The sequence below is a fragment of the Acidovorax temperans genome (genome assembly GCF_028596105.1).
GTDB lineage: Bacteria > Pseudomonadota > Gammaproteobacteria > Burkholderiales > Burkholderiaceae_C > Acidovorax > Acidovorax temperans.
In genome coordinates this window covers 135024-148444 of record NZ_CP117193.1, presented here as the reverse complement: position 1 = coordinate 148444, position 13421 = coordinate 135024, and the positions used below count along the sequence as shown (strand labels likewise).

General features: G+C 66.1%; 9 protein-coding genes and 3 pseudogenes. 5 read left to right on the top strand and 7 right to left on the bottom strand.

Translation table 11 applies throughout. The features are described from left to right. Positions 1–243: 243 nt before the first annotated feature. A complete protein-coding gene (locus tag PQV96_RS00645; protein WP_142082815.1) occupies positions 244–762 on the top strand; it encodes a GNAT family N-acetyltransferase in 519 nt (172 codons plus the stop codon). Positions 763–814: 52 nt separating this feature from the next. After that, entirely contained in the window at positions 815–1384 is a 570-nt protein-coding gene (locus PQV96_RS00640; protein WP_142082814.1) for an NUDIX hydrolase, read from the top strand. Here PQV96_RS00640 and PQV96_RS00635 read toward each other — a convergent pair. The 4 genes and pseudogenes from PQV96_RS00635 to PQV96_RS00620 all read right to left on the bottom strand — a co-directional run bounded on the left by PQV96_RS00635 (position 1371) and on the right by PQV96_RS00620 (position 6219). Beyond that, a pseudogene (locus PQV96_RS00635) lies at positions 1371–2348 on the bottom strand (Bug family tripartite tricarboxylate transporter substrate binding protein). The gene PQV96_RS00640 and the pseudogene PQV96_RS00635 sit on opposite strands and share 14 nt — an antisense overlap. A gap of 42 nt (positions 2349–2390) precedes the next feature. Further along, a complete protein-coding gene (gene tcuB, locus PQV96_RS00630; RefSeq protein WP_142082812.1) occupies positions 2391–3572 on the bottom strand; it encodes a tricarballylate utilization 4Fe-4S protein TcuB in 1182 nt (393 codons plus the stop codon). Continuing rightward, positions 3559–5034 carry an FAD-dependent tricarballylate dehydrogenase TcuA gene (gene tcuA / locus PQV96_RS00625; protein ID WP_207375388.1) on the bottom strand — a complete coding sequence of 492 codons (1476 nt, stop codon included), beginning with the start codon at positions 5032–5034 and terminating at the stop codon, positions 3559–3561. The genes tcuB and tcuA overlap by 14 nt, the downstream gene beginning before the upstream one ends. Positions 5035–5226: 192 nt before the next feature. After that, positions 5227–6219: a LysR family transcriptional regulator gene (locus tag PQV96_RS00620; RefSeq protein ID WP_207375389.1), complete on the bottom strand. Its 993-nt coding sequence runs from the start codon at positions 6217–6219 to the stop codon at positions 5227–5229. A 351-nt stretch (positions 6220–6570) separates the two neighbouring features. On the opposite strand from PQV96_RS00620, the gene PQV96_RS00615 reads away from it, so the two are divergent. Next, positions 6571–8232, top strand: coding sequence for an L-lactate permease (locus tag PQV96_RS00615; RefSeq protein ID WP_207375390.1), 1662 nt, complete (start codon positions 6571–6573; stop codon positions 8230–8232). 118 nt (positions 8233–8350) lie between these two features. Here the strand turns inward: PQV96_RS00615 and PQV96_RS00610 are convergent. Both PQV96_RS00610 and PQV96_RS00605 read right to left on the bottom strand, forming a co-directional pair. Continuing rightward, a pseudogene (locus tag PQV96_RS00610) lies at positions 8351–9283 on the bottom strand (porin); the annotation flags it as partial. Beyond that, positions 9279–10358 (bottom strand): annotated as a pseudogene (locus PQV96_RS00605) (4-oxalomesaconate tautomerase); the annotation flags it as partial. The pseudogenes PQV96_RS00610 and PQV96_RS00605, both read right to left, overlap by 5 nt. Positions 10359–10547: 189 nt before the next feature. Between PQV96_RS00605 and PQV96_RS00600 the strand changes: the two are divergent. After that, on the top strand, positions 10548–11492 hold the full coding sequence (locus PQV96_RS00600) for a LysR family transcriptional regulator (RefSeq protein ID WP_207375391.1): 945 nt from the start codon (positions 10548–10550) through the stop codon (positions 11490–11492). Next, positions 11489–12646, top strand: a complete 1158-nt coding sequence (gene mnmA, locus PQV96_RS00595; RefSeq protein ID WP_207375392.1) for a tRNA 2-thiouridine(34) synthase MnmA — start codon at positions 11489–11491, stop codon at positions 12644–12646. The genes PQV96_RS00600 and mnmA overlap by 4 nt, the downstream gene beginning before the upstream one ends. A 214-nt stretch (positions 12647–12860) precedes the next feature. On the opposite strand, the gene ssb is transcribed toward mnmA, so the two are convergent. Further along, positions 12861–13415 carry a single-stranded DNA-binding protein gene (gene ssb / locus PQV96_RS00590; protein WP_273624238.1) on the bottom strand — a complete coding sequence of 185 codons (555 nt, stop codon included), beginning with the start codon at positions 13413–13415 and terminating at the stop codon, positions 12861–12863. Between the last annotated feature and the right edge of the window lie 6 nt (positions 13416–13421).

Genomic DNA, 13421 nt, shown 5'->3' with positions numbered 1-13421 from the left:
TGTGGCTTGGTTGAGAGACCGGTTTGGGCCGAATGCTGCGTCACGGTTAGCAGAGACCACGGCCCCTCGGATGGGCTGATTTGCGCGGGCAATAAAAATCAAAGGCAAGTTTGCTCAATACGATAGGATGGATCGAACCCTCGGCAAAAGGCCATTTCCTCATATCCTTTTGAACCCGCACGATCCCGATGGATCGCACACCACTGAGGTGTTTGCCTTCTCCATCCCCTTCACTCGACCTCCATGCCCGCTCTTGAAGTCCGCCCCCTGCAAACCGACGACCTGCCTGCCCTGATGGCCGTGCAACGCGGCGCCTATGGCGATGGGTTCATGGAAAGCACCGAGGTCTTTGCCCGCCGGCTGGCCAGCCCGGTGAACTGCTCGCTGGCCTTGCTGCTGGACGGTGCGCTGTGCGCCTACCTGGCCGCCTACCACTCGGTGCTGGGCAAGGTGACGCCGCTGCATGGCGACTTTGAGCCACCCGTGGGCACTGCGCCCGACACGCTGTACCTGCACGACATGGCCGTGCTGCCCCACTTGGCCGGACAGGGGCTGCCGCAGCGCCTGCTGCAGCCCTTGTGGGAGCAGGCCACGGCGCAGGGCCTGCGGCAAAGTGCGCTGGTGTCGGTGCAGGGATCGGAAGGTTACTGGCAGCGGCATGGCTATGTGGCGCAGCCACTGCACCAGCCTGAACAGCAGCAGCGCCTGGCCAGCTATGGCGAAGGGGCGGTGTACATGGCCCGCACACTGCAGGCCATTTGATGCGCGCGGCGGTGTCAGCCCCGTGACACGCCCTGTGGTCATAATGCCCGCCATGCCAAACCGCTGGAAACCCAACGTCACCGTGGCCGCCCTCATCGAACGGGAGGGGCGCTTTTTGCTGGTGGAAGAAGAGACCTCGGACGGTCTCAAGCTCAACAACCCCGCAGGCCACCTGGAGCCCGGCGAATCGCCCGAACAGGCCTGCGCCCGCGAAGTGCTGGAAGAAACCGCGCACGACTTTGTGCCCACGGCGCTGGTGGGGGTGTACCTCAACCGCTTCGTCAAGACGCGCACGGGCGACGACCTGACCTACCTGCGCTTTGCCTTTGCCGGCACGCTGGGCACGCACCACAGCTGGCGCACGCTGGACGCAGGCATCTTGCGCACCGTGTGGATGACGCCCGACGAAATCCGCGCCTGCCCTGAGCGCCACCGCAGCCCGCTGCTGCTGGCGTGCCTGGAGGACTACCTGGCGGGCCAGCGGCACCCGCTCACGCTGGTGCACACCGACCCTTCGGTGATGCAGGCACAGGCCAACCAGCGGCAAGTGGCCACCGGCCAGGCGCATGGGGCGGCGCACCAGCCATCCCCCGCGCCCGCCCACCTCCTCAATCAGCGGTAATCTTCCGCTCCTTGATGGTGGCGGCCCACTGGGCCGATTCCTTCTTCATGAACGCCGTCAGCTCGGCCCGCGTGGTGGGCTGGGGGCTGAGGCCGTGCTTGTTCAGCGCTTCTTTCACGCCGGGGTCGTTCAGCACCTTGACGATTTCCTGGTTCCAGCGCTCCAGCAGCGGCGCGGGGGTCTTGCCGGGGGCCACAAAGGCGTACCAGTTCAGCGCCTCAAAGCCAGGAAAGCCGGACTCTGCCACTGTGGGGATATTGGGCAGGTAAGCAGGGCGTGTAAGGCCGGTGGTGGCCAGCGGGATCAGCTTGCCCGCTTCGACATGCGGCATGGCCGTGGGGGGCGCGGCAAAGTACGAGGTCACGCGCTCGCCCAGCAAGTCCTGCAGCGCAGGCGCGCCGCCCTTGTAGGGGATGTGGGTCATGTCGATGCCCGCGCGCTGGTTGAACAACTCACCCGCCAGGTGCGATGCGGAGCCCGCGCCGGTGGAAGCAAACTCCACGCTGCCCGGCTTCTTCTTGGACAGTTGCACAAACTCGGCCAGCGTCTTCACGCCCGCGCCCTTGTGCACCACCAGCACGTTCGGAAAGTTCACGCCGCCCGACACCGGGGCGAGGTCCTTGAACGGGTCGTAGGGCAGCTTCATCAGGTGCGGCGCAATGGTGAGCGGCCCCACCGAGCCGAACAGCAGCACGGTGCCATCGGCCGCCGCATTGGCCACAAACTAGTGCGCGATGTTGCCGCCCGCGCCGCCCTTGTTGTCCACCACCACCGACTGGCCAATGTTCTCGCCCAGCTTTTTGGCAATCAGCCGCGCCGCTGCGTCGGCCGCGCCACCCGCAGCAAAACCCACCACCAGCGTCACTGGCTTGTTGGGCGGAAAGTCTTGCGCCGCAGCGCCGAAAGCCAGGGGCAAGGCTGCCAGCGCCAGGGCGCATTGCAGCAGGGTTTGCTTGTGGTTCATGGGGTCTCCTTCTCGTGGGTTGTGTGGGGGATGGGGTTGTGATCAGTCCGCGCCCAGGCCAATGGGATTGGGCTGGCGCTTTTCCACCGCGTGGCGCAGCAGCGAAGCGGTGCGGAAGATGCCGTGCGCAAACTTGCCGTAGGGCAGCGTGGCAAACAGCGCCATCACCGCGCCCAGGTGCAGGCACAGCAGCAGCGGCAGGCCAGCGGTGCCGCGCGCCGCCCACAGGGCCAGGCCGCTGGTGGCGGTAAGGAACAGCAGGGCGATGAAGGCGCGGTCCATGGGCTTTTGTGCGGCATCGCCATGCAGCGGGTGGCGGCGCAGATTCAGCCGCCACAGGCCAGCCGTGCCAATCGCCAGGCTCACGCCGCCAATGCCGCCCAGCAGTTTGGGCAGGCTGGGCAGGTCGTACGGGGCGGGCAGTCCCAGCAGGTAGTGGTACAGCGTGGCCACGCTGGTGGCGGCAAAACACAGCGTGAAGCCGTAGAACGTGAAGTGGTGCATGCGCCTGCGCGACAGGGTGTATGCGTCGTCTTCGTTGTGACAGCCGTCGCCGTGGCCGCCGTCCAGGTATTTGAGGCGCAGCACGGCGTCGGTGGCCTCGGCCGTGGCGGGCGCGCTCAGCGGTGCGCCGCTGGTGGCGGGCGTCACGTCGCGCCAGAAGCGGCGCACGCCCAGGCCCAGCGCCAGCACGGCAAACAGGAACACGGGCGCAAACAGGCCCACCAGCAGGTTGTGCGGAAAGATGCCGTAGAAGCCGCCCACGGGGGCCTGCCACAGTGCGGCAATGCCCTGGCCGTGCAGCGCCACGGCCAGCAGCAGGAACAGCGTGAGCCCTGCGACCAGCGCCAGCGCGAGGGTCAGGCCGTTGCGCTGGTAGAGCTGGCCCAGCGCGGGCGGCCAGGCGTAGTCGGCATAGGTTTGGCCGCGCACCTGGGCCATGGCCTGGGGCACGTTCACTGCAAACTCGTGCGGCGGCGCGTACTGGCAGGCGTGCAGGCAGGCGCCGCAGTTGTGGCACAGGTTGGCGATGAAATGGATGTCGGCCTTGCCGAACTCCAGCCGCCGCGTCATGGCGGGGAAGACGGCGCAAAAGCCTTCGCAGTAGCGGCAGGCGTTGCAGATCTGGAGCTGGCGGGCCACTTCGGCCTCGGGGGCGGAGAGCACGATTTCGCCATTGGCCAGCGCCTTGGCGTCGCGCGTCAGGGCTTCAAGCGCTTGCATTCGTTACTCCTGTTTTTGTAGCTGCTGGCGCTTTATGGATAAGCGCTACAGGCTGTTTTGGTTCTAAAGCGGCTTTGGCGGCATTGGTGCCCGCAATGCGGCCAAACGCGGTGCCAATGCTCATGCCCACACCCGCGGTGTAGCCCTTGCCCAGCACGTTGCCAGCCATCATTTCGCCCGCCACAAACAGGTTGGGGCTGGGCTGGTTGTTGAAGCGCACGGCAGCCGTGTCGTCGGTATGCAGGCCCAGGTAGGTGAAGGTGACACCAGGCTTGAGCGCGTAGCCGTAGAACGGGCCGGTGTCGATGGGCCGGGCCCAGTGGGTTTTGGCGGGCGTGACGCCTTCGGTGTGGCAGTCGTCCAGCGCGGTGTGGTCGAACGTGCCCACGCGGCAGGCGGCGTTATAGGCATCGAGCGTGCGGGTGAAGGTGTCCACCGGCAGGCCCAGCTTTTGCGCTAGCTCTGGCAGCGTGTCGGCCTTGACGCCGGGGAACACGGGCGGCATGAAGCGGCCAATGGCCTTGCTGTCGATGATCGAATAACCAATCTGCCCCGGCTGCTGCGCCACCAGGCGGCCCCAGATGGCGTAGCGCTTGGGCCAGAAGTCCTCGCCCTCGTCGTAGAAACGCTCACCGTTGCGGTTGACCACCACACCCAGCGACACGCAATCGATGCGCGTGCAGATACCGCCGTCGTACAGCGGCGCACGCGCATCAATGGCCACCATGTGGGCTTGCGTAGGGTCGCCGATGCGGTCGGCGCCGTGGTCGTCCAGCAGGTGCTTGAGCAGCACGCCCTTGTTGTAGGCCGTGCCGCGGATCAGAAAGTTGTCCGCAGGCCACTCGCCGCGCTCGTTCTGGCCCCAGGCTTCGCGCAGCCATTCGCGGTTCGATTCAAAGCCGCCTGCGGCCAGCACGCAGCTCTTGGCGGCAATGCGCTCGCCGCTCGCCAGGTGCGCGGCGATGAAGCGGCGGCCGTCCATCTCGATGCGCTGCACGGGTGCCTCGTAGCGGATCTGCACGCCCAGCTGCACCGCGCTGCGGTAGTACGCATTGACCAGCGCCTTGCCGCCACCCATGAAGAATGCGTTGGTGCGCGCCACATGCAGCGTGCCCGCCAGCGCGGGCTGGAAGTGCACGCCGTGGCTGCGCATCCAGTCGCGGCAGGTGCTCGATTCACGAATCACCAGGCGCGCCAGGTGTTCGTTGGTCAGCCCGCCCGTCACCTTGAGCAGGTCTTGCCAGAATTCTTCTTCGGGGTAGGCATCCACCAGCACGTCTTGCGGTGCATCGTGCATGCAGCGCAGGTTGCGCGTGTGGGCCGAGTTGCCGCCACGCCAGTCGCGGGGGGCCGATTCAAGCAGCAGCACGCTGGCACCGGCTTCGCGGGCCATCAGGGCGGCGCACAGGGCGGCATTGCCGCCACCGATGACCAGCACATCGACCACAGCATTGCCGCTCATGGCCGGTGGCTCCAGGCGGTGCGTTGCGCGCGTGGGTATGAAGAAGGGGGTGTGGGGCCCATGGGGTGTCTCCTGGCGCGGTCGCCGTGTCGTTCATCGGGGTGATGGCGACTGTAGGGAGACACAGGCCCGCCGTGCAGCGGGTTCAGGTCATGGGGGCATCACGGATCGTGATGGCTGCGGGGTGGCCGCTCAGGCGCTGGTGTCTTGCCCGCCGATCCATGTTGTGCCAAACCACTGGCCGCTCGTTACCAATTCGCGAACGCAATCCGTCAGCACCACACGCGCGGCCAGCGCGGCGGGCGAGAGTTCTTCGTCGGGCAGGCTGCACAGCAGGTTGACGCGGCGTGCGGGCGCGTCGGTGAGCCGCGCGCCCTGAAAGCGCTCCGCCGCATCGGGGTAGCGGCCCATGGCAGCCCAGGGCTGCACGGTGGAGCCCAGGCCCGCGTCCACGGCGGCCATCACCATGGCGAGCGAGTCCACCTCCAGCACCACGTGCGGCGCCACGCGGTCGCGGGCAAAGGCGGTGTCCAGCGTGCTGCGCAGGCCGTGTGGGCCGGTGGGCAGGATCAGCGGCTCTTGCACCAGCTCGGCGACGGTGATGGTTTCCGGCAGCTGCCGGCCACGGGGGTGGCCGGGGCCCTCCCCTCGGTCACGGGCACAGATGAGGAACAGGTCCTCCTCCAGCAGCGGCGCCATGTCCCAGCGGCGCGCGCCGGTGGCCTGCTGCGCCTGGTGCAGGCGGGTGTCGAACAGCACGGCCAGGTCCAGTTCGCGCGCATGCAGCATGGCCGTGAGGTGGCCCGACATGCTCTCCACCAAGTGCAGCCGCACGTCGGGGTAGCGTGTGCGCATGGCCTGCATCAGTGGCAGGCCCAGCACGCCCGAGGTGGTGGGAGCCAGCCCCACGCTGACAGTGCCCGACAGCCGCGCCTGCTGCGCCGCGCGCACGGCCTGCTCGGCATGGCGCAGGGTGAGCTGCGCCTCGCGAAAGAACGCCAGCCCTGCTTCGGTGGGCGTCACACCGCGCGGCGTGCGCTGCAGCAGGCGCGTGGCCAGCTCACTCTCCAGCCGGGTGATCTGCTGGCTGAGCGCGGACTGCACCACGTCCAGGTCCAGCGCGGCGCGGCTCATGGAGCCTTGCTCCACCACGCGCACGAAATAGCGCAGTTGTCTCAGTTCCATAGCGCCCTTTTGGTCATGCGGCACTGTACTCCGGCGTGTCCGTTGCTTCTGGCAGCCCATGCACACGGTGTGCCGCCACTCTCACCTGACCCGTTGGCGACTGCGTGCGGCGCACGCAACGCGGCACTTGCAGCAGGCTGACGCCGTTACTTCGGGTAAACACCCAGTCCGGGCATTGTTGCCCCGTCAATTCCCTATGGCGGCTGGGGACTTGAAATTATTTGAAACATTCGGTGACACATTTTCCTGAACGGGTCAGGCGCTTTCCAGAAGAATCCGGCGGCGAGCCTGGCACGGCCTGACGCTGCGCCAGCAATTTTCACTTCAACCCTTTCCGAACGGAGACAGGCCATGATCTGGCAACAAATCTACAACCCGGCGGGCAATATGGTCGTGTCCACCGCGCTGGCCGCGATCCCGGTGATCATCATGCTGGCCGCCCTGGGGTTCTTTCACATCAAGGCCCACATCGCTGCCGGCATGGGGCTCATCGCAGCGCTGGTGGTGGCCATATTCGCTTATGGCATGCCCGCCGAGATGGCGGGTCGCGCTGCCTTGTATGGCGGTTTTGTGGGGCTGCTGCCAATCGGCTGGATCGTGCTGAACATCATTTTTCTGCACCAGTTGACCGAGCAGAACGGTAGCTTCAAGGTGCTGCAGGACTCGCTGTCCAACATCACGGAAGACCGCCGCATCCAGCTGCTGCTGATCGCATTTTGCTTTGGCGCATTCTTTGAAGGGGCCGCCGGTTTTGGCACGCCCGTGGCAGTCACTGCCGCGATCCTGATCGGGCTGGGGTTCTCGCCACTCGCTGCCTCGGGGCTGTCGCTGATCGCCAATACCGCCCCCGTGGCGTTTGGTGCACTGGGCACGCCAGTGATCACGCTGGCCAAGGTGCACGGCTACGACCTGATGGAGGTGACGGCCATGATCGGCCGCCAGTTGCCCTTCTTCTCGGTGCTGGTGCCGTTCTGGCTGATCTGGGCGTTTGCCGGGCGCAAGGCGATGTGGGAAATCTGGCCCGCCATTCTGGTCGCCGGTGTGTCGTTTGCCATTCCGCAGTTCCTGGTCTCCAACTACATCGGCCCTGAGCTGGTGGACATCATTGCGGCCATCGTCTCCATGGCGAGCCTGATCGCGTTCCTGCGCGTGTGGCAGCCCAAGAAGATCTGGACCTCGCCGTCCATGCGGGGCCACGACCCGAGCGCTGCCGAAGCCAAGCCTGCACAGCCGGTCGTTCGCTACTCGCGCGCCCAGCTGATCAACGCCTGGATGCCTTGGCTGATTCTGTCGGTGTGTGTGTTTGTCTGGGGGCTGCCATCGGTCAAGGCAGCGCTCAACGGCATCTTCGCCCCGGCTTTCCCGATGGACGGGCTGCACAACCTCATTGAGAAGATGCCTCCCGTGGTGCCCAAGCCCACCAAGGAAGGCGCGGTCTACACGCTGAACCTGCTGTCGTCCACCGGCACGGGCATCTTGCTGTCCGCACTGATCAGTGCCCTGCTGATGCGCTACAGCCCTGTGGCCATCGTCGGCACGTTCTTCCGCACCGTCTGGCTGGTGCGCTATTCGCTGCTGACCATCGTGCTCATGCTGGCACTGGGCACGCTCACCCGCTACTCGGGCACGGACACCACCCTGGGCCTGGCGTTTGCCAACACCGGCGTGTTGTATCCCTTCTTTGGCACCCTCATGGGTTGGCTGGGGGTGGCGCTGACGGGGTCGGACACGGCCTCCAACGTGCTGTTCGGTGGCATGCAAAAGGTGGCGGCTGAGCAACTGGGCCTTTCGCCAAACCTCATGGGCGCCGCCAACAGCTCGGGTGGCGTGATGGGCAAGATGATCGATGCGCAGTCGATCGTCGTGGCCTCCACCGCCACCCGCTGGTTCAACCATGAAGGGGACATCCTGCGCTTCGTCTTCTTCCACTCTATTGCGCTGGCCTGCCTGGTCGGGCTGCTGGTGAGCCTGCAGGCCTACGTGTGGCCCTTCACCTCGATGGTGGTGCGGTAGCGGGTAGGTTGCCCCACCCGCCACCCTTCGGCGGGTGTTTTTCGTGCCGCAGGGTGGCTTTGGGGCGCAAGCCTCTGCCAACCCTGTGCCCAGCGCCCGCTGCGTTGTCGCGTCGCACTCAGAACGTGTGCACCACACCGGCCGAGATGCCGGTGGCTGTGGCCTTGTTGGCCGCGCCCTGGAAGCCGTTGCGCCAGCGGGTGTTGTCGAGCTCGGCGTACACCTTGGTGCGGCGTGAGAGCTTGTATTCGGCAAACGCCACCAGGCGGCCGTAGCCGTCGTCGGCAGCGCCGGTGCGCGAGCGGTCCACCTTGTAGTAGGCCGCCATCAGGTCCACCCACGGCGTGGCAGCCCAGGTGCTGCCGGCGGACAACATGCGCTGCACGGTGAAGCGGCCTGCGGCTGTCTCGGCCTTGTTGCGTCCAGCATTGGCAGCCAGGCGCACACTGCCCCACTGGTACGCGGCGCCCAGGGTGGTGCCGTCGAGTGATCGCTTGTTAGTGTCGTTGAAGCTCTGGTAGGCGCCGGACACCACCACGCCGTCCACAGCCCACGCCAGGCCCACACCGCGCGACGACAGGGCTGAGGCCTGCGATACGACCTCGCCAACGCCCCACATGGCCCGTGCGGTGAAGCCGCCGAAGCGGCCCGTGTACTTCAGTGAATTGTCCAGCCGGTACGAGCCCGAGTTGGCGCCTGCGCTGCCGTACTCGATGCCCAGGCCATGCTGGCTCAGCGCCGTCACGCCGATGTTGGGGTTGAAGCTGGCAAAGCGCATGGCCAGTGGGTCCACGGGCGAGATGGCGTCGGCCAGCGTGGTGGTCTGACGGCCCAGTGCCAGGGTGCCCCAGCCGCCTTGCAGGCCCACCCAGGAGGCGCGGTCGAAGTATTTGGTGGCGTTGGCTGGCGCGCCGGTGTCGGCGTTGAGGCCGCTCTCCAGGTTGAACAGCGCCTTGGCGCCGCCGCCCAGGTCTTCGCTGCCCCGCAGGCCCCAGCGGCTGGTGGTGTGGATGCCGCTGCCCAGGCTGTGGCTGGAGCCGGCCGTGGGCGCTTTCGGGTACGAACAGCGTCCCTTCCAGAATCTTTCGGGCGGTGCGTACCAGCGCGGCCTGCACCAGCTTGAACTGGGCGTCCACCTCGCTGAGCCCCACCTCCACCTGGATCCGGCCTGCGGGGTGTTGCACCTCCACGCGGCGCAGTCCGGCGGCGGGTGCATGCCGTTCGTCGGTGGCCACCGTGCCCGGCAGGACCGAGGCCGCCGCCACACCGATGGCGCCTGTTACCACATGCGATCGGTGGCATTTGTGCGGCGTGAAGTAGCGCGATACCACGCTGCCCGGCATAGTGCCCGGCGACACGATCACCGGCTTGGGCAGCACGCTGTGGGTCACATCGCCCATGCCCATGCGCTGACCGGCCTCAAGGCGCAGGGCTTCCAGGCGGGCGAGCACAGCGGTATTGGCGTCCAGCTCGGCCGGCGTCTCGTCGCCGCGCAGGCCCAGGTCGGCGGCGCGCACCAGCACCATCACCTGCGCGGCGTCGATGCAGGTGACTTGCAGACCCTGGATGCTGTCGATGCGCTGGCCGGTGGGAAAGATCTGCCCGGTGACTGCACCCCAGGCGTCCAGAAAGTTCATCAGCACCGGGGCGGCCGTGCCCTGCACGCCGTCGATGCGCACATCGCCGTCGTAGTGGACCTGGCCGCACGCCGTGCACACCTGCACGTCGATGCGGGAGCGGGTGTTGACGTTGTAGACCCGCACGGTGGTGGTCTGGCCTTCGCGGTCTGCGGGGACCAGCCCCTGCTCGATGGCGAAGGGCCCCACACCGGCCAGCATGTTGCCGCAGTTGGGACGGGTGTCCACGCGGGCCTCGCGTACGCTGACCTGGGCAAACAGGTAGTCCACATCGCAGTCAGGCTGCGTGGAGCGCGAGACGATGGCGACCTTGCTGGTCAGCGAGTTGCTACCACCCAGGCCGTCGATCTGCAGCTCGTGCGGCGATCCCAGGGCTGCAATCAGCGTGCGGTCGCGCGCCTCAGGGTCGCGCGGCAGCCAGTCGGCCAGGAAGAACGGCCCCCGGGAAGTGCCGCCACGCATCAGAACGCAAGGAATGTTGGTGCTCATGGGTCGGCATGGTGCGACGCCTTCGCTGATCTGTGAATTGCATTGTTGGCAACGATTGATGCATGCTGTGCAATAGGTTGTAGTGGCTTTTACATGCTCCAATCACGGCCGTGAATTGCAATGTTCTGATCGTTTGGTGCACGGCTTGCAACGCTGACAACACCCCGAAGCGCACTGGAAGGACGCCCGATGAACAACAAAGTCGACCTTGCCGACATCCAGGCCTTTGCGGCGGTGGCCGAACTGCAGAGCTTTCGTGCGGCCGCTGAGGTCATCCATCTGTCGCAGCCCGCATTCAGCCGCCGCATCGACAAGCTTGAAGAGGCGCTGGGCGTGCGTCTGCTTGACCGCACTACGCGCCGTGTCACGCTCACGGCCGTGGGGCGCGACTTTGCGAGCAAGACCCGCGTGTGGCTGGACGACCTGGACGGCATGCTCATGGGCCTGGGCGATGTGGTCGCGCGGCGCATGGGCGAGGTGACGATTGCCTGCGTGCCGTCGGCCGTGTATTACTTTCTGCCGCAGGTGGTCAAGCGCTACCACGAGCGGTTTCCGAATATCCGCGTGAAGGTGCACGATGCCAGTGCCAACGAGGTGTTAGTGGCCGTCGCGCAGAGCGACGCGGACTTTGGCCTGAACTTCATCGGCAGCCAGGAGGCCGCCGAGATCGAGTTCAAGCCCGTGCTGGCCGAGCGATTTGTGGCTGCCTGCCGGCGCGACCATGTGCTGGCGCGGCGCAAGAAGGTGAGCTGGGCCGAGCTGGGCCAGCACGACTTCATGTCGGTGGGCAAGACGTCGGGCAACCGGCTGCTCATGGACCTGGCGCTTGCCAATGTGCCCGACCGGCCCCAGTGCCTGTATGAGGCCAAGCACGTGACCACGCTGCTGGGCCTGGTGGAGGCGGGCTTGGGGGTGGCGGCCGTGCCCAGCCTGGCCATGCCGGGCAAGGACCACCCCACACTGGTGAGCATTCCGCTGGTGGAGCCCATCGTCTCGCGGCAGATGGGGCTCATCAAACGCCGGGGCCAAACCCTGTCGCCCGCCGCGCAGCAGCTGTATGACCTGCTGGTGGCTACGCGTTCTGCGCGCCCGCGCAGTGCACCTGCGGCATCAAAAATACAATCGGGGCAATGACTTCCCCTACCAAACAGCGCGTTGTCGTCGGCCTCTCCGGCGGCGTGGACTCGGCCGTGACCGCCTACCTGCTCAAAAAGCAAGGCCATGAGGTGGTCGGCATCTTCATGAAAAACTGGGAGGACGATGACGACAGCGAGTACTGCTCGTCCAACATCGACTTCGTGGACGCCGCCGCCGTGGCCGATGTGATTGGCATCGAGATTGAGCATGTGAACTTCGCGGCCGATTACAAAGACCGGGTGTTTGCCGAGTTTCTGCGCGAATACCAAGCCGGCCGCACGCCCAACCCCGATGTGCTGTGCAACGCCGAGATCAAGTTCAAGGCCTTTCTCGACCACGCCATGCGCCTGGGGGCCGAGAAGATTGCCACGGGGCACTACGCCCGCGTGCGCCACAACCCGGCCACCGGCCTGCACGAACTGCTCAAGGGCCTGGACCCGAGCAAGGACCAGAGCTACTTTTTGCACCGCCTGAACCAGGCGCAGTTGTCCAAGACGATGTTCCCCGTGGGTGAGCTGCACAAGACCGAGGTGCGCCGCATTGCCGAAGAAATTGGCCTGCCCAATGCCAAGAAGAAGGATTCCACCGGCATCTGCTTCATTGGCGAGCGACCCTTCCGCGAATTTTTGAACCGCTACATCAGCCACGCACCCGGCCCCATCCTGGACGACCGGGGGCGCAAGCTGGGCCAGCACGTGGGCCTGAGCTTCTACACACTGGGCCAGCGCCAGGGCCTAGGCATTGGCGGTGTGAAGGAAAAAGGCGCCGGGGCGAAAGCACCGTCTGGCCAGCCGGTGCGCGGCGGCGGCGACCATGAGCCCTGGTACGCGGCCCGCAAAGACCTGGAGAAAAACACGCTGCGTGTGGTGCAAGGGCACGACCACCCCTGGCTGCTGTCGCACCGCCTGGTGGCGCAAGACGTGAGCTGGTGCGCAGGCCACGCGCCCACAACCGGCAACTATGCCGCCAAGACCCGCTACCGCCAGCAGGACGCCGCCTGCACGCTGGAAGCTGCGCCCGAGGGCTTTGCCCTCAACTTCCCCGAAGCGCAGTGGGCCGTGACACCCGGCCAAAGCGCGGTGCTGTATGACGGGGACGTGTGCCTGGGCGGCGGGGTGATTGCAGCGGTAGACAGCACGCCCACCGCCTGAGGCCTGGTGGGGCATTTGTAATGCCGCTCAATTTTTACTATCAAAAAGATAGCTGCTAGCGCTTGTTCATCAAGCGCTGCAAGCCATTTTCTTCAAAATTGGTGGTTTGCCCTCGGGCGTGCGTGTAGCCCGGCCGCCCAAGAAAAAAGCCCCGTAGCGCCATGGCTGCGGGGCTTTTTTTCACGGTTCTCAACAAGTGCCGCGATCGATAACCTCAGAACGGAATGTCGTCGTCCATGTCGTCAAAGCCCGACGCAGCGCGCGGAGGCTGTGCCACGGGCGCTGGCGCTGGGCGGGGTGCGGGCGCGGCCATGGGGCGCGGTGGGGGGGCTGCGCGGCGGGGGGCCTGCTGCTCGTAGCCGCCTCCGCCCTGGTCGCCGTAGCCGCCGTCGTCATAGCCACCTTGCTGGCCGCCACCTTGGCCGCCCATGCCTTGGCGGCCACCGAGCATCTGCATCTGATCGGCGCGAATTTCGGTGCTGTACTTTTCAACGCCGGACTGGTCCGTCCACTTGCGGGTGCGCAGGCTGCCTTCCACGTACACCTGCGAGCCCTTGCGCAGGTACTGGCCCACGATTTCGGCGAGGCGGCCGTTGAAGACCACGCGGTGCCATTCGGTGGCTTCGCGCATTTCGCCAGTTTGCTTGTCTTTCCACTTGTCGGTGGTGGCAATCGTCACGTTGGCCACTTGATCGCCGCTGGGAAACGTGCGCATTTCGGGGTCGCGGCCCAGGTTACCGACGATGATGACTTTGTTGATGGATGCCATAGCTGT